The 24,417-nt window shown below is 57.7% G+C and carries 25 protein-coding genes; 11 read left to right on the top strand and 14 right to left on the bottom strand.

All coding sequences use genetic code 11. The features are described 5' to 3' along the window. The first annotated feature begins 78 nt into the window (after positions 1–78). The 5 genes from CU102_RS09560 (at position 79) to CU102_RS09540 (ending at position 4,882) form a co-directional block, all read left to right on the top strand. Positions 79–1,167 carry an ABC transporter ATP-binding protein gene (locus tag CU102_RS09560; protein ID WP_106710875.1) on the top strand — a complete coding sequence of 363 codons (1,089 nt, stop codon included), beginning with the start codon at positions 79–81 and terminating at the stop codon, positions 1,165–1,167. A gap of 27 nt (positions 1,168–1,194) precedes the next feature. Beyond that, on the top strand, positions 1,195–2,355 hold the full coding sequence (locus CU102_RS09555; protein WP_106710874.1) for a polyamine ABC transporter substrate-binding protein: 1,161 nt from the start codon (positions 1,195–1,197) through the stop codon (positions 2,353–2,355). Between the two features lie 73 nt (positions 2,356–2,428). Further along, complete coding sequence (locus tag CU102_RS09550) at positions 2,429–3,295, top strand: ABC transporter permease (RefSeq protein WP_106710873.1); 867 nt, start codon at positions 2,429–2,431, stop codon at positions 3,293–3,295. Next, positions 3,295–4,107 (top strand): ABC transporter permease, encoded by an 813-nt coding sequence (locus CU102_RS09545; protein WP_106710872.1) that lies wholly within the window; start codon positions 3,295–3,297, stop codon positions 4,105–4,107. The genes CU102_RS09550 and CU102_RS09545 overlap by 1 nt, the downstream gene beginning before the upstream one ends. 13 nt (positions 4,108–4,120) lie before the next feature. Beyond that, positions 4,121–4,882 (top strand): SDR family NAD(P)-dependent oxidoreductase, encoded by a 762-nt coding sequence (locus CU102_RS09540; protein WP_106710871.1) that lies wholly within the window; start codon positions 4,121–4,123, stop codon positions 4,880–4,882. A gap of 1 nt (position 4,883) precedes the next feature. Here the strand turns inward: CU102_RS09540 and CU102_RS09535 are convergent, their stop codons facing one another. Continuing rightward, on the bottom strand, positions 4,884–5,831 hold the full coding sequence (locus CU102_RS09535) for a GlxA family transcriptional regulator (protein WP_106710870.1): 948 nt from the start codon (positions 5,829–5,831) through the stop codon (positions 4,884–4,886). A gap of 103 nt (positions 5,832–5,934) precedes the next feature. On the opposite strand from CU102_RS09535, the gene CU102_RS09530 reads away from it, so the two are divergent. After that, a complete protein-coding gene (locus CU102_RS09530) occupies positions 5,935–6,732 on the top strand; it encodes an SDR family NAD(P)-dependent oxidoreductase (RefSeq protein ID WP_208113849.1) in 798 nt (265 codons plus the stop codon). 111 nt (positions 6,733–6,843) lie between these two features. On the opposite strand, the gene CU102_RS09525 is transcribed toward CU102_RS09530, so the two are convergent. Continuing rightward, the gene (locus tag CU102_RS09525; protein WP_208113848.1) at positions 6,844–7,692 is read right to left on the bottom strand and encodes an aldo/keto reductase; all 849 of its coding nucleotides are present in this window, start codon (positions 7,690–7,692) and stop codon (positions 6,844–6,846) included. A 123-nt stretch (positions 7,693–7,815) separates the two neighbouring features. After that, on the bottom strand, positions 7,816–8,103 hold the full coding sequence (locus CU102_RS09520; RefSeq protein ID WP_106710868.1) for a hypothetical protein: 288 nt from the start codon (positions 8,101–8,103) through the stop codon (positions 7,816–7,818). A gap of 182 nt (positions 8,104–8,285) precedes the next feature. Between CU102_RS09520 and CU102_RS09515 the strand changes: the two genes are divergently transcribed. Next, on the top strand, positions 8,286–8,858 hold the full coding sequence (locus CU102_RS09515; RefSeq protein ID WP_106710867.1) for a MarR family transcriptional regulator: 573 nt from the start codon (positions 8,286–8,288) through the stop codon (positions 8,856–8,858). Between the two features lie 13 nt (positions 8,859–8,871). On the opposite strand, the gene CU102_RS09510 is transcribed toward CU102_RS09515, so the two are convergent. Continuing rightward, positions 8,872–9,792, bottom strand: coding sequence for a GGDEF domain-containing protein (locus CU102_RS09510; RefSeq protein ID WP_106710866.1), 921 nt, complete (start codon positions 9,790–9,792; stop codon positions 8,872–8,874). Positions 9,793–10,070: 278 nt separating this feature from the next. Between CU102_RS09510 and CU102_RS09500 the strand changes: the two genes are divergently transcribed. Then, on the top strand, positions 10,071–10,487 hold the full coding sequence (locus CU102_RS09500) for a hypothetical protein (RefSeq protein WP_106710864.1): 417 nt from the start codon (positions 10,071–10,073) through the stop codon (positions 10,485–10,487). Positions 10,488–10,542: 55 nt separating this feature from the next. Here CU102_RS09500 and CU102_RS09495 read toward each other — a convergent pair whose 3' ends face one another. From CU102_RS09495 to CU102_RS09470, 6 genes are all read right to left on the bottom strand, one after another. Further along, positions 10,543–11,331 carry a DUF481 domain-containing protein gene (locus CU102_RS09495; RefSeq protein ID WP_106710863.1) on the bottom strand — a complete coding sequence of 263 codons (789 nt, stop codon included), beginning with the start codon at positions 11,329–11,331 and terminating at the stop codon, positions 10,543–10,545. Between the two features lie 26 nt (positions 11,332–11,357). Beyond that, positions 11,358–12,287, bottom strand: coding sequence for a DUF2950 family protein (locus CU102_RS09490; protein ID WP_106710862.1), 930 nt, complete (start codon positions 12,285–12,287; stop codon positions 11,358–11,360). A 44-nt stretch (positions 12,288–12,331) separates the two neighbouring features. Continuing rightward, entirely contained in the window at positions 12,332–13,816 is a 1,485-nt protein-coding gene (locus tag CU102_RS30805; protein ID WP_106710861.1) for a DUF3300 domain-containing protein, read from the bottom strand. A 76-nt stretch (positions 13,817–13,892) separates the two neighbouring features. Continuing rightward, the gene (locus CU102_RS09480; RefSeq protein WP_106710860.1) at positions 13,893–14,198 is read right to left on the bottom strand and encodes a hypothetical protein; all 306 of its coding nucleotides are present in this window, start codon (positions 14,196–14,198) and stop codon (positions 13,893–13,895) included. 50 nt (positions 14,199–14,248) lie between these two features. Beyond that, complete coding sequence (locus CU102_RS09475) at positions 14,249–14,941, bottom strand: L,D-transpeptidase (protein WP_106710859.1); 693 nt, start codon at positions 14,939–14,941, stop codon at positions 14,249–14,251. Continuing rightward, entirely contained in the window at positions 14,938–15,981 is a 1,044-nt protein-coding gene (locus CU102_RS09470) for an ABC transporter substrate-binding protein (protein ID WP_342588748.1), read from the bottom strand. Before CU102_RS09470 ends, CU102_RS09475 begins: the two co-directional genes overlap by 4 nt. Positions 15,982–16,158: 177 nt before the next feature. Here CU102_RS09470 and CU102_RS09465 point away from each other — a divergent pair, with 177 nt between their 5' ends. The 3 genes from CU102_RS09465 (at position 16,159) to CU102_RS09455 (ending at position 19,387) form a co-directional block, all read left to right on the top strand. Then, positions 16,159–16,791 (top strand): response regulator, encoded by a 633-nt coding sequence (locus CU102_RS09465; protein ID WP_106710858.1) that lies wholly within the window; start codon positions 16,159–16,161, stop codon positions 16,789–16,791. Between the two features lie 154 nt (positions 16,792–16,945). Beyond that, a complete protein-coding gene (locus CU102_RS09460) occupies positions 16,946–18,199 on the top strand; it encodes an alpha/beta hydrolase (protein ID WP_106710857.1) in 1,254 nt (417 codons plus the stop codon). A gap of 9 nt (positions 18,200–18,208) precedes the next feature. After that, a complete protein-coding gene (locus tag CU102_RS09455) occupies positions 18,209–19,387 on the top strand; it encodes a hypothetical protein (RefSeq protein ID WP_106710856.1) in 1,179 nt (392 codons plus the stop codon). A 5-nt stretch (positions 19,388–19,392) separates the two neighbouring features. Here CU102_RS09455 and CU102_RS09450 read toward each other — a convergent pair whose 3' ends face one another. From CU102_RS09450 to CU102_RS09435, 4 genes are all read right to left on the bottom strand, one after another. Then, positions 19,393–20,844 (bottom strand): MltF family protein, encoded by a 1,452-nt coding sequence (locus tag CU102_RS09450; RefSeq protein WP_106710855.1) that lies wholly within the window; start codon positions 20,842–20,844, stop codon positions 19,393–19,395. Between the two features lie 339 nt (positions 20,845–21,183). Then, positions 21,184–22,947: a tetratricopeptide repeat protein gene (locus tag CU102_RS09445; protein ID WP_106710854.1), complete on the bottom strand. Its 1,764-nt coding sequence runs from the start codon at positions 22,945–22,947 to the stop codon at positions 21,184–21,186. A gap of 155 nt (positions 22,948–23,102) precedes the next feature. Next, entirely contained in the window at positions 23,103–23,369 is a 267-nt protein-coding gene (locus CU102_RS09440) for a hypothetical protein (RefSeq protein WP_106711051.1), read from the bottom strand. Positions 23,370–23,665: 296 nt separating this feature from the next. Then, positions 23,666–24,319 carry a hypothetical protein gene (locus CU102_RS09435; protein WP_106710853.1) on the bottom strand — a complete coding sequence of 218 codons (654 nt, stop codon included), beginning with the start codon at positions 24,317–24,319 and terminating at the stop codon, positions 23,666–23,668. Between the last annotated feature and the right edge of the window lie 98 nt (positions 24,320–24,417).

The raw sequence follows: 24,417 nt of genomic DNA, 5'->3' as shown, positions 1-24,417 counted from the left end.
TGACTAGTTTGTGATCAATGACGGTGGCAACAAGGCAGCGAAGACTGCCCCTACCAACTCAAGCCGCAGGGGACTAACGTGACATCCGCCTCCACGAACGACATCGAATTCCGGTCGGTCAGCAAATCCTATGGCGCCGTGACCGCGGTATCCGACATTAATCTTCAGGTACCCAAGGGAGCCTTCGTTGCGTTGCTTGGTCCCTCAGGGTGCGGCAAAACCACTTGCCTCAGGATGATTGGCGGCTTTGAACAGCCCACGTCCGGCGACGTCTTGATCAATGGCCAACCGATGAACGGTGTTCCCGCCTATCGTCGGCCAGTGAACATGGTGTTCCAGCAATACGCGCTTTTTCCTCATTTCGACGTCGAGCAGAACGTCTCCTACGGTCTGAGGCAGGCGCGCCCGCGAATCAATGCCACCGAAATATCCCGCCGCGCCAACGATGCACTGGAGATGGTCCGCCTGGGCGGGTTCGGCAAACGGCGCATCCACGAAATGTCCGGCGGCCAGCAACAGCGTGTTGCCCTGGCGCGTGCTCTCGTCAACAAGCCTTCCGTCCTGCTTCTCGACGAGCCGCTCGCCGCGCTCGACAAGAAATTGCGAACCGCCATGCAGATCGAATTGCAGACCTTGCAGCGGGAGCTTGGCATCACTTTCGTGCTGGTAACGCACGATCAGGAGGAGGCCTTGTCGATGAGCGACCTCGTCTGTGTGATGAATGCGGGCCGGATTGTTCAGCTGGCGGCGCCACGGGAGGTCTATGATCATCCATCCGATCTTTTCGTGGCCGATTTTGTCGGCAAGACCAATCGTATCGCAGCGACAGTCGAAGGAGACGGGTCAACAGTCCGCCTCGCCGACGGCAGCAAACTGCTCATACCCGGTAAAGGCGACCTCCGATCCGGCTCGGCCACGCTTGCACTGCGCCCGGAAGCTATCACCTTGCACCGGCAGAATGGCTCGGCTACCGGCAAGCTTTCGGGTGTCGTCACGCACCGTATCTTCCTCGGATCATCCGCCGAATATTCCGTCGCCGTCGATGGGCTCGGCGATTTCCTGGTCACCGCCGACAGGCGTGACCTTTCCGACGGTGAACTCGTCGAACCGAGCGAAAGGGTCGTGCTGAATTTCGACCCCGGCGCTGTGCATATCTTTCCGGCCTGAACACACAAAAACAAAGGGAACATCTTCATGTCCAAGTCATACAAAGAGAATGCCCCCATTTCCGCCGAACAGTTCATGGATGAACTGATGCGCCTTAAGCGCGGCTCGGTCACGCGCCGTCATTTCCTTGGTGTCACTGGCCTTGGCCTGGCGACGGCCGTGTTCGCGCGCGAGAGCGGCCTGCTCGCGACGCCCGCCTTCGCAGAGGACCTCGGCAAACAAATGTCGATCGCGACATGGCCGAACTATCATGATCCTGCGACGTTTGAAGCCTTTACGGCAGCTACTGGGGTCGCGGTCGAGGTCAATGTCTTCGGCTCGAACGAGGAAATGCTGGCAAAACTGCAAGCAGGCGGTACGGGCTGGGACCTGTTCGTTCCGACAAATTACACGATCTCGACCTATACCAAGCTTGGGCTGATCGACGCGCTGGACATGGCAAAACTGCCGAATTACAGCGCGGCAACGGAAACTGCCCGATTTACCGCCGAAGGCGTCATCGATGGCACGACCTACGCGGTACCCAAGAATTGGGGCACGACAGGCATCGCCGTCAACTCGACAAAGATCAAGTCTCCGGTCACCAGCTGGAAGGATTTCTTCGAGATCGCCCAGGGAGAAGGCGATACGCGCGTCATGGTGCATGACTATCAGCTGACTACGATTGGCAACGCACTCGTCTCGCTCGGCTACTCCTTCAATTCGATCAAGCCCGAAGAGCTTGCCAAGGCCGAAGAACTGCTCGTGAAGGTCAAGCCGCACCTCTACGCCATCAACAGTGACTACCAGCCCGCCATGCGGGCCGGCGATGCCTGGATGACCATGTGCTGGACCAATGATGGTGCACAGCTCAACCGTGACATTCCGGAGATCAAGTTCGTGCTTGGCAAGGACGGCGGCGAGATCTGGTCCGACTTTTATGCCATCCCGAAAAGCGCCGCCAACAAGCCAGCCGGATATGCCCTGCTGAATTATCTGATGGATCCGGCCAATGCCGTGAAGGAGCACATCGCCAATGGTGCGCCGACAACGGATAGCCGCGTGCTTTCGCTCCTGCCAAAGGAAGTAACTTCCAACACCATCGTCTATCCGCCGGATGCCGAGCTGACGCCGCTGGAATTCGGGGCTGCAGTCACGCTCACGGATCCGGCGCGCGCCGAAGTCATGGCACGTTTCAAGTCAGCCTGACACAACATTCCTGCCTTCCCTTTTTGCTTGCCCGAAAGGGAAGGCAGGACCCAGCTGACCAAAGAGGCGCTCAATGGCATTGGCAACCAATACAAAACGAGGGATCGTGACGGCGGCGCTTGTCGCGCCGGCTTTGGCATGGCTGTTCATTTTCCTTGTGCTGCCATTCATCGCCATACTGGTCTTTTCGGTTGGCGAGCGCGCGCCCGAAGGCGGCTATCAGGCGGCCTTCACGTTCGCCCAATTCGCCAACCTTCCATCTCGCGCTGCAGCCTACTGGAACACTCTCATCCTCGCGCCTGTCGGCTCCTTTCTCTGCCTGATCATCGCCTATCCAGTGGCCTACTATCTGGCCGTCAAGGCTAGCCCGCGCTACCGGTTGATCCTTGTCTCTCTGGTCGTCGTACCGTTCTGGACGAGCCTTCTGGTCCGAACCTACGCGTGGATGTATCTGCTTGGATCGCGCGGTATTCCCAATCTTCTAGGAATGATCGGTATTGAGGATGTCCGCATTCTCAATACGCCGGGCGCTGTGCTTTTGGGCATTGTGTATGGATATCTGCCGCTGATGATCATGCCGATCTATGTCAGCCTCGAAAAGCTCGATCGTCGTCTCCTCGAAGCATCTGCCGATCTCGGCGCAAAACCGGTCTCGACCTTTTTCAGTGTGACGCTGCCGCTCTCACTGCCGGGTGTCATGACCGGTCTGGCGCTTGTCACCATTCTTTTGCTTGGTGAATACCTGATCCCCCAATTACTGGGTGGCGGCAAGGTTTTCTTCATCGGCAATGCACTGGTCGATCTCTTCCTGCAATCGCGTAACTGGCCGTTTGGTTCGGCGATTGCTGTTACACTCGTGGTTGTCGTGGTGTTGGTGCTCTTGATCGCCATGCGCATCGCCTGGAGGATCGCCGGAACCAAACAAGTGGACCTCGTCTGATGCGCGCCTTCATCTCAGCCGTCTACCTGTTCCTCTATGCGCCTATCGCACTTGTCGTGCTGTTCTCGTTCAATGCGGGGCGCAGTGCGAGCGAGTTCACCGGATTTTCGACCATGTGGTACGGCAAGGCGCTAGACAACACGTTCCTTGTCGCAGCCCTGCAGAACAGCCTGATCATCGCCCTTACCAGCGCGGCGCTCGCTGCCATTTTCGGCACCATGGCCGCGCTTGGCATGGAACGCCTGCGTCCTGGCGCCCGCGCTGTTCTCGATGGTCTGCTTGCAGCCGCCATCGTGGTGCCCGGCGTCGTCATTGGCATCGCCACGCTCGTCGCACTTGTAGAGGTGTTCTCCTTCCTGAACCCGGTCCTCGCATCCATATGGCCCGGCGGAAATCCACCGCAGCTTGGCCTGGGTTACGGGTCGATTGTTGCAGCACACGGCCTGTTTTCGATGGCATTGGTGACGATGATCGTTAAGGCTCGCATCGCCAGCCTTGGCCGAGATATCGTCGAGGCCTCGAGTGACCTCTATGCAACGCCGCTGACCACATTCCGCCTGGTCGTGCTTCCGCAGATACTCCCGTCAATTCTGGCCGGTTTCCTGCTCGCCTTCACGTTCTCGTTCGATGATTTCATCATCGCCTTCTTCGTTGCCGGTTCAAAGACGACCTTGCCAATCTATGTTTTTGCTTCCATCCGCCGGGGGGTCACACCTGAAATCAACGCCATCGCCACACTGGTTCTCGTCGCCTCGCTGATGATGATCCTGATTGCGCGCATACTCATGCGTGAGAAGAAACCAACAAACTGATGCAGGAAACACCATGATCCTCAGAGATCGCGTTGCTATCGTCACCGGAGCGGGTTCGGGTATAGGTCAGGCCGGCGCCGCAATTCTGGCGCGCGAAGGCGCCCATGTGGTGGTCGCCGATCGAAACACCGAAGGCGCAGGGGCCACCGTCGAAATCATTGCAAAAGCGGGCGGCAGAGCCGAAACGTTGATCGTCGATGTTACCGACGACCAGGCACTCGAGGCTGGGATTGCCTCAGTCGTTGCCCAGCATCGACGTATCGACATTCTCCACAACCATGCTGGCGCGCAAGTTGCGGGTGACCTTGAACAGGTTCCAGTGGACGGATTCGACAAATCCTGGAGCCTCAACGTCCGTGCCCATTTCATCGCTGCCCGGCTTGTCATGCCGGTGATGAAAGCGGCCGGTCGCGGCGTCATTCTCAACACCTCATCATCATCCGGCGTGCTCTACGACCGCGAGATGATCGCCTACACCACGACCAAGCACGCCGTTATTGCGATGACGCGGCAGATGGCGGGTGATTACGCGAAATTTGGCATTCGTGTGAACGCCCTTTGCCCTGGTTGGGTCGATACGCCCTTTAACGAACCCTTCATCGGCCAGATGGGCGGCCGCGCGGCGATCGAAACCTATGTCCGCCAGCAAGTCCCGCTTGGCCGTTGGGCCAGCGTCGATGAAATCGCCGAATCCATCCTGTTTCTGGTGTCGGATCGCTCGTCCTATATCACAGGCCAAGCGCTTGTGGTCGATGGCGGTGAAACGGTAGTCTGATCTATCCCGCCACCGTCTCGGACTGCGCAAGCCTTTGCATGAACCGCGGCGGCTGCCCGAATGCGCGCAGGAACGCGCGGCGCATCCGCTCGCGATCACCGAAACCAACATCCCGGGCGATGGAATCAATCGGTATCCGGCCAGACTCGATCATCAGCCGCGCCGCTTCGACACGCAAGTTTTCGACAGCCTTGGCAGGCGATTGCCCGGTCTCCGCATGGAACGCCCGGCTGAATTGCCGCGGGCTGAGATGCGCAACTTCAGCCAATTGTTCGACCGACAACTCCTTGTGCAGGTTCTCCTTGGCGTATGCCAGCGTGGACTGGATACGATCCGACTTCGGATTGAGCTCCAATAGGGCCGAATATTGCGATTGTCCGCCCGCACGGCGGTGATACACCACAAGCTTCTTGGCAACAGACTTCGCCAGCTCGGCCCCCAGGTCCTTCTCGACCAGTGCCAGAGCCATATCGATGCAGGATGTCATGCCTGCAGAGGTCCATACCGGCCCGTCTATGATGAAGATGCGGTCTTCCTCCACCTTTACCTGTGGATAGGCGCGCTGGAAATCGCGGGCGTGGAACCAGTGCGTGGTGGCGCGGCGCCCATCCAGCAACCCCGCCTCGGCTAGGAAGAAAGCGCCTGTACAGATCGATCCGATACGACGCGATCGCAGCGCGACCTCGCGCAGGAAGTCGAGGAGGCGGGGAGATACCGGCTCTGCATGATTATTGCCCACGACCAGCACCGTATCAAAGGGCGCATCATTGAACGGAACTGTACCAACAGAAAACCCCGCGGAGCAGGCGACAGGACCACCTTCCTCCGACAACAGGCTGACCTCATAAACCGGATCGCCAACAGTCACGTTGGCGAACTCAAACACCGTAGCCGCAGCGAGGTCGAGCAACTGAAACCCGGGAAAAAGGATAATGCCAATGTTCTGCATCGCGAATACATATGTCCTAAAGAGTGGCAAATATGACATTTATGCCAAGACACTATGCCTGTAAGTTCCGGCAGTCAATATTAACTTACGGAACAGGAAAATGATCAGTACTTCATCCAAGGGCACAGCCCTCATCACTGGCGCATCGTCCGGCATCGGTGCGATCTATGCCGACCGGCTTGCACGTCGCGGCTATGATCTTATCCTCGTCGCCCGCAACCGCGATCGGCTCGACAGCCTTGCCACACGTTTGACCACTGAAACCGGCCGGACGGTGGAGGTTGTTCCCGCCGATCTCGGTGCCGATGAGGGGATTGCGCGCGTTGCGGAAATCCTGCGTACAGATGCCAGCATAACCATGCTCGTCAACAATGCAGGCGTTGGCGCGACAGCACCGCTCCTTCAGTCTGACCCCGACAAGATGGATGCGATGATCGCACTGAACGTTGTTGCACTTACCCGGCTTACCGAAGCGGTGGCACCTAAGTTCGTCGAGCGTGGTACCGGAACGATCATCAATATCGCCTCGATCGTCGCCATCGCGCCCGAAAGGCTCAACGGCGTCTACGGCGGTACGAAGGCTTTCGTTCTTGCCTTCAGCCAGTCCCTGCATCACGAACTGGCCAGCGAAGGTGTCCGCATACAGGTGGTTCTCCCCGGCGCAACCAGCACGGAGTTCTGGGAGATTGCAGGTCGGCCAGTTAGCCAGCTTCCCGAAGCCATCGTAATGTCCGCCGAGGATATGGTGGATGCCGCCTTGGCAGGTCTCGATCAGGGTGAACTGGTAACGATCCCCGCCCTGCCGGACGTTTCTGACTGGAATGCCTTCGAGGGGGCACGTCAGGCTCTTGGTCCAAACCTCTCACACCGCAAGCCTGCACAGCGGCTGCTGGCGAGCTGACCTGCTCGCCAGAAAAATCATTGGCCATATCGATTTTGTGAAACTTCGCTCGACGTTGCAGGAGAGTGAGGTTTCACAACACTGCGACGCCCGATGCGGGTTAAAGGCGGGTCATAACATCTCTAGCGGCCGTTTTCGCTGCGGCGCCGGAAAGGCCTTATCGAGAACGGCCAGCTGTTCGGGTGTCAGCCGTAGATCGACGGCGCTGCGATTATCCCTGATGTGCGCAGGCGTGCTCGATTTTGGAATGGCGATGACGCCGTCATGCATCAGCACGAACGCGAGAGCCACAGCTGCCGGTGAGGTTCCGCATTCCTGGGCAACTTGCGCAAGCGCTGGATGCCCCAGCACCCGTCCCTGTTCGATCGGCGAATAGGCCATGACCGGAATGCGGCGTGTCCGGCACCATGGCAGGAGGTCATATTCCGTGCCGCGCCGTGCAAGATTGTAGAGGACCTGATTGGTTGCAACAGCCTTGCCGCCATTGAACGCCTCCAGCGCGTCGAGGTCGTCAGTATCGAAATTGCTGACCCCCCAATGCCGGATTTTTCCGGCCCTTACCAGATCCTCGAAACCGGCAATCGTTTCGGCCAAAGAATATCCACCGCGCCAATGCAGAAGATAAAGATCGATCGTCTCGCACTTCATGCGCTTGAGGCTGCGCTCACAGGCGAGCATCGTGCCCTTGTGCGACGCATTCGACGGCAGGACCTTGCTGACAAGGAACGCCTCGTCACGCCGCCCGCTGATCGCCTCGGCAACCACTTCCTCAGCCCGGCCATTGGCGTACATCTCCGCCGTGTCGATCAGGGTCATGCCGAGATCGAGGCCAAGCCGCAAAGCGTCCGTCTCCTGATGAAACTGCCGTCTGTCCTCCCCCATGTACCAGGTACCCTGGCCAAGCACAGGAACCGACTCGCCCGAGGGAAGTGCGGCTGACTTCATATCCGCGTGTTTCATCATTTTTCCTGCAATACTTCAGCCTGGCCGCCGCGGAGGGCGCCTTCGCCTTGGCAGTCCAGCATCGAATACTGTTTCATGCAAGGGATTCGAGCCGGTCGGCCAACTGGAGCCTTTGAAGCTCTAGGCGCTGTCCCGGATTTCGCTGAGTTTTTCCGCCGCAGCCGCCGCTAGATTGTTGAATATGTTGTCGAGATCTTCGGCGACCTGGTAATAGGACTCGGGCAGGTCGTCCTGTTCCATCTTTTCGAGGATTTCTTCCATTCCCCGGGCGTGTCCCTCGAGGAGCTTGTACAGTTCCGTCGCCTGGCCGAGCGTCAATGGCTCATGCGTGAGCATCTGGGGAATCTTTTTTCCCAACATCACAGCCAGTTCGTTCTTCTCGCGCAGAACCTCCAGCCAGTTCGCCACCAGTTTTGTTCCTCCCTGTTCAAGCCTTGCAGAGGAATGGATAGACTTCAACTAAGCCTTTCGACTTAAATAGGGCCTTCAACTTACACGAGAAATATCGTATTGTGCAGTGCGTAAAATTTCCATTCGCACTTGCGAAGTGTATTGCGGCAGGGTGAACAACCTAATTCCAGGAGCATTTGATGATATCGAAATTGCTGCAAAACATTGTCGAGTCGGAGACCGCGACACTGCCATCAAGCGACACAAATGCCTTGAGCGTAAAGTCCGGTGGTCGAGCCACACATACGACGGTTATCACGCATTTCGAGCTGGCCAGGACCCTGGAACGCGCCAACCGGCGATTTGCTTCATTTCTTCAGGCGGAAATGACCCGGCGCGGCGTTCAGGAGATTGGCCCCGCCCACGCGATGCTGTTGCTGACAATCGGCCATGACGAGCTCTCTGTCGGTCAGCTGATGGATCGCGGCCCCTATGGCGGTACCAATCTTTCCTATTATCTCAAGCAGCTTGGCGAATGCGGATATATCGAACGTATTCCTCTGGCGCGTGACAGGAGAACAGCCCGCATCCGCCTGTCTGAAAAGGCCCGTCAGCTGTGCGATGACCTGACTGAGGTTGCGGCGAAATATCATCGACTTGTTGCCGGCGATCCGGAGAACATCCGTAATATCGAAGTGGCATTCGCAACCCTCGACCGGCTTGAGCGGGCGTGGGCGACAGCCGCCATTTTCGGACCTCCCAGCGAGCGATAGTCCTATCACTCCACTAGGTCACGCTGACACGGTTTCGCCCTTCGAGCTTGGCCTGATACAGGCCTCTGTCCGCTCGCGCGAAGGCCTCATGGGGCGTATCGCCCGGTCGCAAGGCCGTGATGCCCGCAGAGCAGGTGTAGGAGAATTCCGGACATGCCCTCAATGGTCGCGCTGACCTTATTCTGTCGAGCACACGTTCCAGAAATTGGACCCCATCGCCAAGTGTAGTATCCGGCAAAATGAACATGAACTCCTCGCCGCCAATCCTGCCGAAGCAGTCGAGACGGCGCACGAACGAATGGGCGTGCCTGGCAAAATCGAGCAGCACTTCATCTCCGGACTGATGGCCATACCGGTCGTTGATCGCCTTGAAATGATCGATGTCGAGAACGGCGACACAACCGCTTACGCCGTCTGGCGTCAGATGTCGGCTGACCAGTGCTTCAAGTCTCGCCATGATGAAGCGGCGGTTCGCCACGCCTGTGAGTTCGTCGGTCTGTGACGCGCGCAACGCCAGATCCCGATCTTGCCGCAGCCGGCGATCATCCGGGCGCAGCTGCGTGATGTCGCTGGCAATGCACAGCATCCATCCATTCGGCTGCACGGTTTCCGTCATCCATAACCAACGGCCATCGACAAGGTCGGTTTCGAAAGCCCGGAAAGCCACTTTCCCACGGCGTGATTGCGTGGAAACCAGCCAGTCATCGAAATTATCGGTCGTCAGAACGGTCCCAAGACCTGCCTCGTAATTTCTGCGCATGATGGCGCCCCAGCTCAGCTGCTCATCAGGCTCGAGATGGTATGCGGAACGAAAACTCTTGTTCGCATAACGCAGAATATCGTGCTCGTCATACGCCGCGGGCAGGACAAGACTATCGGCCTGCAATGACAGGAGATTCTGTAGGATCTCATCCGGGATCTTGGCAGGATTCATGCTCACCGTATGGCAATGGACGCATTAACACGAAGACGATACCGCACATCCGAGTCGGATACACTCAGACCATTCTTACAATAATCCATCGTGATAATCTGCGGTTCCATCGTGACGCCCAAGAAATGCTGAGCCAATTTCCCCAATGACGCCCTCCACAGTTCTAAAAATAGCCCGCGCATTTACTGTATCGTAGCCGTATATTTGTGATGGTTCCATTTCCGGAACCGGAACGATCGCGTATCCTTGCAACCGTAGAACCATCTCGGAGCTTGGTAATGAATAGCAAACTCGGCAAAATCATCTTAGCTGGCGCGGTGCTCGGCTTTTGCATGACCACGGGCGCCACAGCAGCATCCATCAAGGAACTGCAAGGCGCATGGACAATGGACGGTACTGAATGCTCGGACACGTTCAAGAAGACGGGCAAGAAGGTCGAGTTCAAAGACCGCACGGCATCGACATCGACAGGATTGCTGGTCAACGGGAGCCGGATCGTGTCGCCCAATGCCGCGTGTACAACAGGAACTGTCCGTAAGCAGAAAGATCGGCTTACGGCAAACCTGACATGTGTCGATTCGATGATCGAGTACGGCCAGACGGTGACCTTCAAGATTGTTGACAGCAAGACGCTCCAACGGTTCGATCCGTTTGGTGACAACATGTTCATCACCTATCACAAGTGCGACATGTGAGGACACGCCGTCTCGCCTTCAAGTCGTTTAGCCGGGCACCAATTGAATCGGCGCGTCAGAAATGCATGACGACGCCGAAAATCGGTCCCTGCTGGACGACGTCCATGACGAAACCGTCACTGCTGTAGTCGACACCAAGCGCACGGTAGCCTGCGACAGCAGAAAACCTGTCATTGAACTCATAGCCGATCCCACCGGCAACGTCCCAGTCGAGATCCGCACCACCTGCGCCGACGAGTCCCCAGCCGGTGAAATACACCTTGTCTGTGATCGAATATTTGGCCCGGACGCCAGCCAGGCCATCGACCCAGGTCGCGCTGTCTTCACGGCTCACACCATCGAGAATGCCGCCGCTGAACGAAATCTCCGTACTTGCGTGCCAAACCCTGGCGCCGGCGACCAGGTCGAGGTTGCCCCGGTCATCCTGCAGCACCGAATACCCTGCACCCACAAGGCCGGCAAACGTCTCGGATGTGACACCGACGTGGTCGGCGATGATGCCCCTCGGCGTACCGGAGCCGCTGGATATCTTGGTATACATGATATCGGTGAAAATGCTGTAACGGTCGTAGCGGGCTTCGCCAATTGCCATGGCGGCGAAATCAAGCTCGTTCAGGATGTCGCTGAAATCCATGTCCAGGTGCACGGTCGGCAAACCGAACAGGCCCGTATCGCCTGACATGCCCGCCGCCCAGAAATATGGACTTACCGCGAAGGTCCATCCCTCCCCCTCGGTCTGTTTCAGTTCCGGCGCCATCGGCGAAGTGATATCGGCGGCCCGGACAGGGCTGGTGATCAGAAGACCAGCAGCCAGCGCCGATGCCAACGCCATGGAAAGTTTCATCGCTGTTCCCCTTTTGAACGTCGCGATCAATCGTCAACCGGATCCCATGTTTGATCCGGATTGAACGACCTTATCTCTTTCACCGCCTTGTCGGTAGCCGGTCCAAGGTCCTTTTCGTAAATAGTCCCATGATGACTTACGACGAATGTCTTGATGCCGGTCTCGCCATATATTGCGGGCCAGGCAATCAACGCATGTCCGGCGATCATGTTGCCATTGATGACAAAGCCATATTTGCCACCGGCAATGTTGCTGCCCTGGGCCCTGAGTATCCGGTAGCGATAACCGAAATACCCGCGGTCTGACGCCGCGCTGGCTTCGATCTTGGCGTCGTCTCCGAAACTGCCCGCAGGGCTTTCCTCACCGCCGGCCGATTTCCAGTAGAGCCCGTCCTGCTTTCCTTCGTCGCTGACAGTTTTCTGAGCGAATTCGAGGACGCCATCGCCATCGTGATCGTCCTGTGCATAGGCAGTTTGGGCGAGGATGTAGTTACGGCATGTCCGTATTGCCTCGTTTTCATTCTCGCCAATCCGCCGTGCCAGAATCTCCTCAAGCCCTTTTTGCGTGTCGAACTGCCAGCCGGCATCGTCCTTGACCAGGGGAAATGGAAATGGCCAGGCTAGACTACCGAGAATGACTTCCTTGCTGCCATCTTCCCTGTCTCTCAGTTCGGCGCGCTCCCCGGAGGCCTTCTGAAGGTCGCTCAGCCGTTCGTCGAAGTCTTCAGACTTCTTCGCCGCTTCGGCGTTGAGACCAAGGACCTTGGCCAGAGCGTCGACATCCTTGGCGCCGAGATCCTTCTTCAAAGCCTCCAGAGCCTCTCCCGGTTCCTTGAATGTTTCGGACTCTGCGCCAACGAAACGTTCAAGCGAAGGCTCCGCCGCAAGCAAGGGAGAAGACGCCGCGATCGAGAGGAATGCGGAGGCGAGAAGTGTTTTCAGAGTTGAGCGATACATTTTCGTAATCCTTTCACAAGGAATTGGTGATGGCTATTGACTGGTCAGCGACGGCCGCCTCGGCCTCCGCCACCCCGGCCTCCGCCGCCTCTGCCGCCTCCTCCGCGCTGCACCCTGGGGCCGCCACCGCCCCTGGCGCGCGCGCCACCGCCCTGGACCCTGGCACCGCCACCACCCTGGACTCTGGCACGACCTCCGCCGCCGCCCAGGCTGGCATTGCCGCGCTGTGACGAGGCGCGGGCATCCCGTCCGGAACCATAATTGCCGATGGCACTTGGCTGCCTCGCACGGTTATCGACGCGGCCTGCTGGCTTTTGCCGCGGGCGATCGGGACGACCGGCATTGGGTCTATCCCGATTTGGGCGGTTGGCCCCTGCGCCTTGTCCGATGTTGCGGTTGCCCGCTCCTGCTCCTTGCCCGATATCGCGATTGCCCGGACGATTTGCACCCTGGCCAGGACGATTGCCGCCGTCCCTTTGTCCCAGCTGGTTCTGCACATCGCGGCGTACATCGCTGCTCCGGATTCTCGATGCGGCGGCGCCAGCGCCTGCGAGCCCGGCACCTGCAAGCCCGGCGCCTGCGAGCCCGCCAAGGTTGCCGAGCTGGCCATCGCTCCTCAGATCGAGCCGGTTTCCCCTGTTCTCGCGAATATTGTTCGCGACCGAATCCCGGTCGAAATTGAACCTGCTGCTATCGAAATTGAGGTTGTTGATATTGTTCTTGTCAAAGTGGAAATCGTTACGATTGATTTCACCGATATCAATATCGACGTCCTCACCTCCCCATGAGTGCCAGTTATCCCAGTCGATGGCAGCGCCAAAGACCGCTCCGGTGATAAAACCCGACCAATAAGGCGCGTAGGGGTAATAATACGAAGGATAGGGATCGCCATACACGATCGGTGCCGTCGCTACGTAGGTCGGGCTGGTCAGGATGACAGGGTCATAGGTCGGAACGTATGTCACTTCCTTCTTGGCCGGACGAATGACGACGTTGTTGTCGACGTTTGTCTCTACGACAACCTTGTCATCCGACTTGATGGAACCATTGTCCACTGCCTTGTCGCGTAGTTCCTGTATCGCAACAAGCACGTCCTTTTGCTGATTGACGACCGCTTCGCCCAGCTGTTCCGTCCAGTCGAGATCGTCGTTCATCATCGTCAGAACTGTTGGATAGTTGAGAAGCGATATGACGCTTCCGTCCCATGATGGATCGGGCTTCGCATCAGGCTTGGCTTTTGCCTGATCCAGGAACCGTGCCGCCTGGACGATCTGCAGAGGGTTGAGCGCGGCCGAGAGCACGAGCGCCACAAGGTCGTCGGGATAAAGCGCGATGCGCGCGGTCAGCGTTTGTAGCTCTGCCGCAGTCAGCAGTGCCGGCGCCGGTGTTGCCGGCTCCGTCGTTGCCGGTGCAGCCGGCGCCGTTGCAGCGGGCGCAGGCTGCGTTTGCGTCCATGCTTGCATACCCGGCCCGCATATCAGCAGCGCTGCCGAAGCGACGACGGCAATCGTTTTTTGGTGCAATGACATAGCGGCTCTCCTCAAATTCCACGTTCCAGCGACGTGCGGCTACCGGATAATTTCTTGTAGTCGGTGCGTTTGGGCCTCAAGCCTTCTCCAGCGACAGGACCGTTCCCGCCTGATCGATCAGGCAGCTCGATCGCTGGCCCTTGGCTTCAAGGATGATCTGGTACTTACCGCCATCGACGGCGCTTGAGCTCACCGGAAGCGCCGACGCGTGGTCTGCACCAAATTTGGTCGCTGCCGCGCTTGAACATGCCAACTGCAGGTCGGCAGGCGCCGTCTGCGCCGTGTTTCTTGCCATGTTTTCGGGCGTAGGACTGTTGTCCGACACACATCCCGCGAGCGCCAATATACCACCCGCAACGACAATCAAGTTGATATTTTTCAAATGTCCTCGACCTGATTTGCAAAGCATCGTTTTCCCCCTGACTTTGCTACTCAAACACCTTTGTAAAGTGACGCGCCCTGCATGAGCACGATCACCTTCGCTCCGACCTCTATCTGCGAATGGAGGTCGACAATGTCTTCATTGTTCATCCTGATGCAGCCCGACGACACATTCAGGCCGATCGACCATGGTTCGGGCGTGCCATGTATGCGGTAGATCGTGTCCTGATCGCCCTCGTAGAGATACAGCGCACGCGCGCCGAGCGGGTTATCAGGCCCGCCTGGCATACCGCCGGCAAATTTCACGGCGTTCGGATCACGCGCTACCATTTCGGCTGGAGGTGTCCAGGTCGGCCATTCGGCAACGCGGCCCACACGCACAATGCCTGCCCAGCCGAACCCTTCACGGCCGACCCCGATGCCGTAACGCACGGCCTGTCCTCCACCCTTCACCAGATAAAGGAAATGCTGGTTGCCATCGATGATGATCGTACCGGGCTTCTCGGCTGTGCGAAACGGCACAACCTGCCGGCGGAACGCCTCCGGCACTTGACCATTGGCGGCATAATATTTGCGGGCCTTCTTGCTGTCGTAGGCGACCCACTGCCGTGTCTTGGTATCGTAGATCTGCGTCTTCGGGACCTGAGCCCAACCTATGCCGGCCACGGAAGCAGCAAGAAATCCGGACAGCACAAGTCCAACCGTCAGCTTTCTGCTGCAAGGGAATTTTGGTTCCGGTTTCATTGACCTCTCCCCTTCAACCACTTGCCGACGCGGTCGCTGTTCTTCTCCACCCACGACGCTGCATAGTCGGCAGGTGACCTTCGCTCGACTTCGACAGCATAACTCATCTCGGTGATCTCATCCGGGGTAAAGTCAATGCTTTCAAGGAATTTGGTGACTTCGGGCTTCCGGGTAGCCAAGGTCTTTGCATAGGCGATGTGGAAATGCGCCCGGTCCCAGGCGACGGGCGCGCTCGATTTGGACAGCCACATCGGATCGTCCGCTGGAAGCACAACATGCCACTTGGATGCATCATAGGCAGGTTCGTCGAGTTTAACGATGTTATGCAGCTTGAAGACAACATGCGGACTGTAGCAGGCAAATATGATTGGCTTGTCGGTCGCCTCGGCAGCATCAACCGCTGCCATGCCCATCTCTTCGGGCATTTCAAGCAGGCGCATGGTCTTGGCATAGCCGTAGCTGTTGGCGCGAATCCGCTCGATAGCCGTCGATGACCAAGTCTCCGCGCCGATCCACATCTCGCCCTGGCCATCGCCATCTGTGTCGAAGGCAGCGGTCTTCTTCGGGTCGAGGAGATCAGCGACAGCACGAATGCCGGTTTTGTCGACAGTCTGTTGGGTCGCGCAGATCCCTTGCCAGGCAGACACGCCCGTGTCGGCGAGCTGAACCGGGCCATCCTTGCCCGCATATTTATCAACCAATGAATTGAGGTTCGGCAGCCAGACTTCCGGATGGATGTCGACTTGCCCGGAAGCGAGTCCGGCAAAGGCAGTCATCGTGCCCATCTCGCGGACCTCCACATCAAGGCTGAGATCCTTTTGCAGAGCTGATTTGATGATGTTTGCCGTTACCTGACCCGATGGCCAGTTCGGCATCGCGACGACAAGATCGGCGGCAAATGCTGCCCCTGCTTGCCCGAAAGATGCGAGAACCATCAAGGCCGTCAGGCGGCCAAACATCCGTGCCCGGCGACGTTTCACGGTGTTGCCAGAGTCATGTCCGACCTGCAAACGCCGGTTCTTGAACGATGGTTGCGCCATCAGCCGTCCTCCCCGTTGATTCACTGCGGCCATTAGCGTTCATCGGGAAGGATACCGGAAGTACGTAACTGTTAATTTTTGCCGGAAGCGGCTTTCCAGTGTAGGAGTGAACGGTGCGGCTACCAACACTCTGCCTGTCATGAGGTGTTCGAAGCCGGGCCACAAGCAGGGGTGACGATGACACGAATTCTGATTGCGGATGACCACGAGATCGTCCGTCAAGGCGTCAAGGCGATCCTGTCGAAGCGGGAACGCTGGGAGATCGTTGGTGAAGCTGCCGATGGGCGCGATGCCGTCGAGCAGGCACGCCTCACGCAACCGGAAATCGCAATCCTAGACTATGCCCTGCCCTACATCAACGGCGTCGAAGCCGCCCGGCAGATTCGGCTCAATAGCCCCAAGACCGAAGTTCTGATCTTCACGCAGCATGACAATGAGGCGTTGCTGCGTAATATTCTCGAGGCGGGTGTCCAGGGATATCTGCTGAAATCCGACGCGACACAATACCTGGTCCAGGCCGTGGAGGCGTTGGAATTCCACCAGCCATTCTTCACGAAGACCGTCTCGGACATCTTGGTTTCGTCCTATCTCGCCAAGGCCGGCGGTGCGCCGAGCGTTCTCACGGCACGGGAAACTGCCGTCGTCAAGCTGATCGCCGAGGGGCATAGCAACAAGGAGTCGGCGGCAATCCTTGGTCTCAGCGAAAAGACCGTCGAGAGCCACCGATCGGCTGCCATGCGCAAACTCGATGCAAAATCAACTGCTGCACTCGTTCGATATGCCATTCGCAACCGGCTCATCGAAGCATGATCTGCTCGTTCGTCTTCGCGTTAAAACGATCGGGGGAAAAAAACCGTGCCAAACCATGCACTTTCATACCATACTCGCGCAACGGGAGTGACGTGCTGTCATATGCGTCCTCTATGGTTCGGTTGAAATTGTCTGCCTTGTCGAAAGCGTTAACATGAAGCGTCACACTGTAATCATCGACCGTTCTCACCTCCACGCTGCCCTCTTGGTAGTTGCACTGGCATTAGCTGGTTGCGCCGGACATGCCAAAGGCGTCATGGCGCCGGTGATGCTTACGAGCGCGACAGGGGGATCAACCGTCGATATGCTCGTCGTAACGAGCCGGGTGCCATCCGATGACCCGGCGACCTTGTTCACCGGCGAACGCAGCCCCCGCCCCTATTTGACCGATATCACTGTGTCGATCCCGCCCGACAGCAAGCGCAAGGCCGGCAGCGTCCAGTGGCCAAAGAGATTGCCCCCCAATCCAGAAACCGAGTTTGCCGTTGCGGGCGTGAAGCAGTTGAATTCCGTCGCGGAGGGCCGGGCCTGGTTCCGGCAGCACGCACAGGGCGGACACGCACTGGTCTTCGTCCATGGCTTCAACAACCGCTACGAGGATTCGGTGTTCCGCTTCGCGCAGATCGTCCACGATTCCGGCGCGAAAGTTGCGCCGATCCTCTTCACCTGGCCATCACGAGCCAGTGTGTTCGACTACAATTATGATAAGGAAAGCACCAACTACTCGCGGGTCGCTTTCGAACAGACGCTGCGGACACTCGCCAAAGACCCCGACGTCAAGGATATCACAGTCATGGCCCACTCCATGGGCACGTGGCTCGCAATGGAATCCTTGCGGCAGATGGCGATCCGCGACGGCAAGGTGAACCCGAAGATCGACAATGTGATCCTCGCCTCACCCGACATCGATGTCGACGTGTTCGCACGTCAGTTCACCGAGATGGGCGACAAACGCCCGCAATTCACGATCTTCGTCTCGCAGGATGACAAGGCGCTCGCCGCCTCTCGCTTCATTTCGGGTGATGTGCAGCGGCTTGGGGCGATCAATCCCGCCGAGGAGCCCTACCGCACCCAACTCGAAACGGCCGGCATCAATGTGATCGACCTGACCAAGGTCAAGAGCGGGGATCGTCTCAACCACGGCAAGTTCGCGGAGAGCCCGGAGGTCGTGCAGCTTATTGGCCAGCGCCTGGTCACCGGTCAAACACTGACCGATTCCAACGTATCGCTCGGTCAGGGCATCACTGCGGTTGTCGCCGGAACGGTCGGCACCGTCGGCAAGGTTGCGGCTACGACGGTGGCTGCCCCCTTGACTGTCCTGGAACAACAAGACCGGGCACCGAGGAAACCCAGCAAGCTTGACGCGACCTTGGGAAGCAAGAACACGTCAAGCGAATTGAGTTACTGAGCTGCCCCCGTGGCGAAGGCCCCCAGCGACAATCAGCCGTTTCTAATTGCTCGCGGGGGTCCATTCTATGATCTGCAACTGAAGGCGAAACTGGTCCACACCACGGGCCTCAACCCCCTCGTCCGAGCTGTGACCTTCGTCGCTGTCGCCTGGGGAATTCCTTTTGTCCTGAGCCTCGCCGCCGGGACCGCCTTCGGACCACTCGAGGCTCGCCCCTTTCTGCTTGATCCAGGTGCATGGGCACGATTCTTTCTGGCAATCGGACTGCTTGTCTTGGCTGAAACACAGATCGAGGAGCATTTGCGCGAAGGCGTGCGGCAGCTTTTTGATGGGCGGCTTCTCGCGGCAGGCTCGCTCGCTCCGGCCAGGGCAGCGGTAGCCAAAGCACTCAATCGGCGAAATTCCTCCCTCGCCGAACTGGTCTGTCTCCTGCTGGCGGTTTTTGCGTCATGGTACTTTGTTACGATCATGAGGAGCGATGCCTCGCCGTCTTGGACCGTATCGATCAACGATGCCGGAAATTCCCCGAGCCCCGCAGCGTGGTGGTCGATCATCGTCAGCAATACGCTTTTCTGGTTCCTTGTGGGGCGCGCTCTTTGGCGACACATCATCTGGTCACTTTTGCTGGGAACCCTGTCGAGACTCGAAACACGACTGGTCGCCACCCATCCCGACGGGCATGCTGGACTTGGCTTCGTCGGCAAATACCCGAATGCCTATGTCTTGTTCACGGTTGCGGTGAGCTGTGTCATCTCTGCCGCTGTGACGCACCAGGTCCTGCACGGGACCTTCACCGCATCTGCAATCGGTACGGTCATGGGAATTTGGCTGATACTGATATACGCCTATTTCGGCATTCCGCTGGCCGGCTTCATGCGACTGCTCACCGTTCTGAAAAGACGAACATTGCTCGCCGCTGCCGCGCGCGGGACAGAGTACCAAAGACAGGCGGAGCGAAACACACTCGGCGAGAACGTATTTGCCACTGAAGACAAGGCGTCCGACGATGACATCCCGGATCCCGGCAAATTCTATGAGGCAGCAAAGAAGCTGTCACCAATGCTGGTAACCCGTGCTACCCTCGTTCCGGTTTCGGCGGCCGCGCTATTGCCGTTCGTGGCTGTTGGATTGACCCAGCTTCCCCTCAAAGAGCTCACGCCGATCCTGAAACATCTCTTGGTGCTCTGAGGAGCCTATCCGCCTTTTGCTCCTGCATCGACCGCATCGGCGTGAACCCCAAGCCTCTCGACCAGCATCGTGTAGGCGACATAATATTTGTAGATGTTGCTGACGTACTGCACTGTTTCGCGGCCAACGATCGACGCTGCCGCATTTTCGACATTGCCGAACCAGACATTCGGGTTGAGACCCATGTCCTTGGCCTTCTGGCGAAACTTGTTCAGATTGCCAGGACCCGCATTATATGCCGCGAATGCCAGCAATTGCCTGTCGCGCTCGTTCAGATCCGGCTCGTCGATATACGTGTCCATCAGATAGCGCAAATATTTGGATCCCGCCTCGACATTGCGGTCCTCATCCTTGTCTATGCCATTGATATTGACTGCTTTGTCCTTCGCTGTTGCCGGCAGCAGCTGCATGACGCCGACAGCGCCGCGCGGGCTTCGCATTTTTTGATCGAGCTTGGATTCCTGATAACCCTGCGCCATCAGCATGAGATAATCGAAGGAATAGGTCTTCCCGTGCTTGCGGAAGATTTCCACGAGTTGCTTAAATTTTTCAACATCGTTATCCGAATAAGCGCGTTGCAGTATCTTGTCGCTTTTGAAATATTTGTTGCGCAGGATATTGCCGAATGCAGTTCCAACGCGATGGGCAGCAACGAACGTATTGAGTTCCTTCATCAGCAGGGGGCTGTTCTTGCGGATTGCCCATGCGATCTGGCCATCGGTAGCAATCGCGAACTCGTCATGCACCTTGATGTCGGTAAAGATGGTAGACCAGATCATCGCCTTGTACTTGTCGACGATCGTGTAAGGCAACAGGTCCGCATTGACCATTTCCAGGAGATCTTCATCCTCCAGATTCTCGTCCATGATCAGGAGCTTGATCCCTTCCATCCCGCGTTGCTTGAACTCCCCATTCAGCTCGATCAGATGCTCGTAATAGCTGCTGGTCTCGCGCACGGCGATTTCCTTGCCGGAAAGATCATCCAGATGGAGCACTTTCTCTGAAGAGGGGCCCGTGATGAGGACTTCGCTTGCCTTGTCATAGATGGGGTTGGTAAAATCAGCCTGTTCGAGGCGGGAAGGCGTCACAGTCAGATTTGCCATGACGATATCGCCAAGCCCTTCGTTCAACGCCGAAAGCAATCGATCCCGGGCGGTTGGAAAGAAGGCGACATGAATGTGGTCAATCTCCTTTTTGTTGCCGGCATTCAGGGCTTTCTCCAGCGCCGTTCCGAATTCAACCGCTGTCCCATATTGCCTGCCCTGATCGATGAAATAGATCGTCTTGCTGTAGGGGACCAGTACGCGGACCAGCCGCCGCTGTTTCATACCATCGAGGTCAAGGATATGCGGGGATGCAAATTGCTCTTCCTGAGCAAGCCCCACGCCGCCAGCCAGACGTGAGATTAATGCGAACCCGAGGATGAATGCGCGAAAAACAACGATCTTGTACGACATGATGCCGCCCCCATTCGATGCCTGTTTCAACCTTCCTCTTGCATGAGTGGGCGCAACGCGAACCTCGCAACCGTACTGGGCGTCGGGGGCCCGGGCGAGACCGGAATCATCCGACTTCGCGGTGGGTGCAAGGGAAGCGAATCCGTCAGTTTCAGGTCCCGCCCGGACAGGCAATCGAGGGGGAGGACGCTCCCGGTTGCCCAGCATAAGGCTGATACAAAACAATCGCCGCGTCAAAGATGTTACGGTAACAAATCCCGGTGGTTTACGCCCCTCACGCGGCCCAGCGCCACCTCTTCAATACCAGGCGGTTTCCACAACGTGTCGAAGCCGCGATTGTTACTTGGACGCTGCGGCCACCGGTTCAGGAAAATTGATACCCGCTTTCATGAGCCCGGCGCTGAGCTGGTCAATGAAAGCGGGCGAATAGTGCCGCGCTGCCATGCCTGCACGATATGTGACCCAGAACTGTTCATCGCGCGCATTGAGGCGTTTCATGACTTCGGTCGCAATCGCCCGGTTCCCGGTTTGGCCCGAAGCAGCCAGTTCCAGGATGTTGGCCATGTAGTTGTCTGGACGGCCCATTTGCTGCACGCGAAGCAGCGCCTCCGCGAATTCGCCACGCCGATAGGCGTCGAGAGCAAGGGTAAGACCCGCGTCACTATGAGGGATGTTTTCGATCATGCCCGCCTTGACCGCAAGACCCACTCCCTCCGCCCATCTGCCATTGGCGAAAAGCATTGCCCCCAACCGGGCAGGAATCATGCTGTTGTTCGGATTGAGCGTCATCGCATGGTAGCCGGTGGCGAAGGCCGCTTCTGTTTGTCCGTTGCGGAATTGCGCCAGCATTTGCGCATAACCGGCACGGTCCGATGTTGGTGCGAGCACCACAGCCTTGTTGGCCAGCGCCAGCGCGCGCGACGTCAATTCTGTTGACGCATCCTGTGCATCCAGCTCCAGCTGGATGATCGCGAGCTCGGCGTTGATGTCCGGATCGTTCGGCATCGCCAGCAGCGTTGCATCAAGGCAGGTTCTGACCTCCCACAGCCCGTCCGCATCGGGCCGTTCCGCGGCAACGGCGGAGCGTAGTATGCAGCCATTGCCAAAAGTCGGCGCAGCCAGCTCATGGGCCAGTTCCAAACCAGTGATCACCCCGCGCACTCCGGTAAAACGGGCAGCAAGACGCGTGATCAGTTCACGGCGGACCTCGATGTCGGATGCCTTGTCAACAAAGACGCGTTCCACCCCCGAATATAAGGCCTCGCCCGTTCCTAGGCCGACGATCTGCCACCAGACCGAACGGTCCGTTGCAGACGGGTGGTACTTCAGGACCACTTGGTATGAACGTGCAATCTTGCGCGCCGGCTTGAAGAAAAACAGACCTGCCGCAGACCCCGTAACAGCGGCTGTTGCGGCAACCTCGGATCTTTCTCCCGCCGCAAGTTTGAGTGTCTGGAATTCCGACAGGGCGATCATCAGGTAATCGCGGATCAGGCCGGCTTCGATGTCGGTCTCATCGCCCGCCATTCTCATTTCGACGGCAACGCTTGGCTTTTCAGAAAACACGGGGCCCTGATCCGCGATGAACCAGATGAAGCCGGACAAGGCGGCTGCAAGCAGAACTGCGCCAAGGACGAGCCATCGCTTGTAGATCGCATTTTGTCGTACCGGGGCATTCTCCTTGGTATCAGGGGACTCCGGCGCCTCCGCGTCCTCGACTGCGTCACCTTGCGGCGGCGCTTTCGTGAAAACCGGTATGTATCTTCCGCGCGGCAGCTCTATGCGAACACTTCCCTCTTCGGCGCGGGCCTCATAATATTGGGCGAGCGATGCACGAAGCCTCGTTGCCTCTATACGGACGATCGGATCGGTCGTGGGATCGAAACTGCAGGGACGCCCGAAAACGTCAACGGCAATAGTGTAAGCCTTCACCGCTGCCGCGCGTCCTTCGAACATTTCCCGTGCAACAAATCTCAGGAAATTTCTGTTCCGTTCCGTTGAGTGGAACTGCGGATCGGAAAGGAGCCTATCCAACTCCGTCCGCGCCTCCTCCTCGGTAACCCTCTCCGTTTCCGGTACGTCGACATTCACGTCAACTTCCATGGCAGAACCCCCGGTTTCCAAACCCGGGCTACAATTGAACGGAACGCGCCGGGACGCCATAGGGTAAATACCCTAGGTTGTGATGGAATTGTCCTGAGACAGGATTGTATGATCAAAAAATAGATACAAATCAACTGGTTATACGGCAGCAAATGTCAGGGCAATTTACCACGCGTCGAGATGCAAATATCGATAACCTCCCCCTCGATGTCGGAGCAAAGCATTTCGTATTCGGCAATGAGCTTGAGATCGCTCGTTCCGTTTCGCCGCAACCGGTCGAGAGTGGAACTGGCCTCGTCGAACGCATCGCATAAACTCAACAATGTGGTGTTCCGGGCACTCAGCATTTGCAGCTGCCCGCGCATCGCCGGCAACTTGAGCATCAATTTCCACAGCCCCCTTTGCGTTGACACCGTTGTCATTGAGAACCCGCACCTACCCTGTTGATCGTTAATGGGCATGGTCAGATGGTCGGCGAACCGTCGATCTCCGATACAGCTCAATAATATTGTATAGACGGGTAGCTGCGGGAGTACGTAACGGTAAAATTCATGATGATTTGTTTTCGGCGGCTACTCAAACTCGGGATGAGGATAACCCGCCGGCTTCTGTTACAGTTACGTGCTCATCAGCGGTACCGGGACGTGACCGCACCTATCCTGAATGGCACGTCTTCGCCGGTATCAGTTTCCGGCCCGCTCCCGGCGAATGATGCCGGCTACTTCGTGGTGATCTGGCTGAACGAGATGCCGTCTATCTGACCGTCATTCAATCGGTAGACAAGCGCCTGCAGTGTTGTGAGTCCATTGCTGTCCGGGGCCATCTGGTTCGAATAGCGAACGATGCCGTCATTGACAGATGCTCCGAAGGCATTCTGCAGCGCCCTTTCGTCGTCCTTCAGCCCAGGGACAGGCAGAACCCACTCGGTCAGCGTCTCCGGACCCTGCGAACAACCGGATCGGGCCGTATCGCTTTCTTCGGCAGAGACCATGTTCAGCAGCCGTTTTGAGCCAGCGGCTTGCCCGTTCGAAATGAACCAAAGGTTGGAGGCATGCCCGTCAAGCGCCACCTGATAACACAGCCAGCTCGCGACATCTGCTCCAGCGCCGCGTTTGCGAATTTCACCACCGAACTCTTTCTGTATCTCGTCGAGAGTTGTCTGGCCGAAAATGATGTCGAGCGTGTCGGCCTTGATGAGATTCTTGAACGGCTTCGGAATCGTATAGGATGTCGACTTGGCGGTCCCGCCCGACAGAATGAGCGACGGAAACCCGGAGAGTTTTACGTCGTCGCCGTGGGCCTGCTGGAGCGGCAACAGCGAACTTGCGATGAATGCGATGGCAGCCATGATGCGCATCGGCGAGGTCCCCATTCTAGTCTCCTGTGGACTGGCAATTTTAAATACCCTGCATCTTACCGCAATCGGGGCAACCACAAAGTACTTAACCGTTACAGAAGTCGCTTTGCACT

The sequence above is a fragment of the Phyllobacterium brassicacearum genome (assembly GCF_003010955.1).
In the GTDB taxonomy this organism is placed as follows: Bacteria; Pseudomonadota; Alphaproteobacteria; order Rhizobiales; family Rhizobiaceae; genus Phyllobacterium; species Phyllobacterium brassicacearum.
The sequence above is the reverse complement of the archived record's forward strand: the minus strand, read 5'-3'. Positions and strand labels throughout refer to the sequence as shown.

What these genes read in the sequence shown, in the direction of transcription:
- CU102_RS30805 (WP_106710861.1), bottom strand. Translation starts at nt 13,816, where the DNA reads ATGTCATTGCACCAAAAAACGATTGCCGTCGTCGCTTCGGCAGCGCTG.
- CU102_RS09435 (WP_106710853.1), bottom strand. Translation starts at nt 24,319, where the DNA reads ATGGGGACCTCGCCGATGCGCATCATGGCTGCCATCGCATTCATCGCA.
- CU102_RS09460 (WP_106710857.1), top strand. Translation starts at nt 16,946, where the DNA reads ATGAAGCGTCACACTGTAATCATCGACCGTTCTCACCTCCACGCTGCC.
- CU102_RS09510 (WP_106710866.1), bottom strand. Translation starts at nt 9,792, where the DNA reads ATGAATCCTGCCAAGATCCCGGATGAGATCCTACAGAATCTCCTGTCA.
- CU102_RS09545 (WP_106710872.1), top strand. Translation starts at nt 3,295, where the DNA reads ATGCGCGCCTTCATCTCAGCCGTCTACCTGTTCCTCTATGCGCCTATC.
- CU102_RS09555 (WP_106710874.1), top strand. Translation starts at nt 1,195, where the DNA reads ATGTCCAAGTCATACAAAGAGAATGCCCCCATTTCCGCCGAACAGTTC.
- CU102_RS09500 (WP_106710864.1), top strand. Translation starts at nt 10,071, where the DNA reads ATGAATAGCAAACTCGGCAAAATCATCTTAGCTGGCGCGGTGCTCGGC.
- CU102_RS09515 (WP_106710867.1), top strand. Translation starts at nt 8,286, where the DNA reads ATGATATCGAAATTGCTGCAAAACATTGTCGAGTCGGAGACCGCGACA.
- CU102_RS09445 (WP_106710854.1), bottom strand. Translation starts at nt 22,947, where the DNA reads ATGGAAGTTGACGTGAATGTCGACGTACCGGAAACGGAGAGGGTTACC.
- CU102_RS09465 (WP_106710858.1), top strand. Translation starts at nt 16,159, where the DNA reads ATGACACGAATTCTGATTGCGGATGACCACGAGATCGTCCGTCAAGGC.
- CU102_RS09440 (WP_106711051.1), bottom strand. Translation starts at nt 23,369, where the DNA reads ATGACAACGGTGTCAACGCAAAGGGGGCTGTGGAAATTGATGCTCAAG.
- CU102_RS09550 (WP_106710873.1), top strand. Translation starts at nt 2,429, where the DNA reads ATGGCATTGGCAACCAATACAAAACGAGGGATCGTGACGGCGGCGCTT.
- CU102_RS09535 (WP_106710870.1), bottom strand. Translation starts at nt 5,831, where the DNA reads ATGCAGAACATTGGCATTATCCTTTTTCCCGGGTTTCAGTTGCTCGAC.
- CU102_RS09470 (WP_342588748.1), bottom strand. Translation starts at nt 15,981, where the DNA reads ATGGCGCAACCATCGTTCAAGAACCGGCGTTTGCAGGTCGGACATGAC.
- CU102_RS09525 (WP_208113848.1), bottom strand. Translation starts at nt 7,692, where the DNA reads ATGAAACACGCGGATATGAAGTCAGCCGCACTTCCCTCGGGCGAGTCG.
- CU102_RS09490 (WP_106710862.1), bottom strand. Translation starts at nt 12,287, where the DNA reads ATGTATCGCTCAACTCTGAAAACACTTCTCGCCTCCGCATTCCTCTCG.
- CU102_RS09475 (WP_106710859.1), bottom strand. Translation starts at nt 14,941, where the DNA reads ATGAAACCGGAACCAAAATTCCCTTGCAGCAGAAAGCTGACGGTTGGA.
- CU102_RS09540 (WP_106710871.1), top strand. Translation starts at nt 4,121, where the DNA reads ATGATCCTCAGAGATCGCGTTGCTATCGTCACCGGAGCGGGTTCGGGT.
- CU102_RS09495 (WP_106710863.1), bottom strand. Translation starts at nt 11,331, where the DNA reads ATGAAACTTTCCATGGCGTTGGCATCGGCGCTGGCTGCTGGTCTTCTG.
- CU102_RS09450 (WP_106710855.1), bottom strand. Translation starts at nt 20,844, where the DNA reads ATGTCGTACAAGATCGTTGTTTTTCGCGCATTCATCCTCGGGTTCGCA.